General features: G+C 47.1%; 1 protein-coding gene. It reads left to right on the top strand.

From position 1 onward, the window contains the following. Positions 1-452 (top strand): EF-Tu C-terminal domain-related protein (locus ABWW54_RS20125; protein WP_353415019.1); only part of this gene is annotated, 452 nt, incomplete at both ends.

Here is a 452-nt window from a genome sequence, read left to right as displayed (position 1 = left end):
GAGATTGTTGGAATTCGTGACACCACAAAGACCACTGTAACGGGTGTTGAGATGTTCCGTAAGCTACTTGACGAAGGTCGAGCTGGTGATAACGTGGGTATCCTTCTTCGTGGTACTAAGCGTGAAGATATTGAGCGTGGTCAAGTATTGGCGAAGCCGGGTTCAATTAACCCGCACACTTCTTTCGAAGCTGAAGTATACGTACTAAGCAAAGAAGAGGGTGGTCGTCATACTCCTTTCTTTAAAGGATATCGTCCACAGTTCTATTTCCGTACAACTGACGTGACGGGTGCTTGTGAGCTACCTGAAGGCGTAGAGATGGTAATGCCTGGTGACAACATTAAGATGAATGTTGAGTTGATTGCTCCGATTGCGATGGAAGAAGGTCTTCGTTTCGCGATTCGTGAAGGCGGTCGAACTGTTGGTGCTGGCGTAGTCGCTAAAATCAACAG

This window comes from Arenicella sp. 4NH20-0111, assembly GCF_040366405.1.
In the GTDB taxonomy this organism is placed as follows: domain Bacteria; phylum Pseudomonadota; class Gammaproteobacteria; order Arenicellales; family Arenicellaceae; genus Arenicella.
The sequence above is the reverse complement of the archived record's forward strand: the minus strand, read 5'-3'. Positions and strand labels throughout refer to the sequence as shown.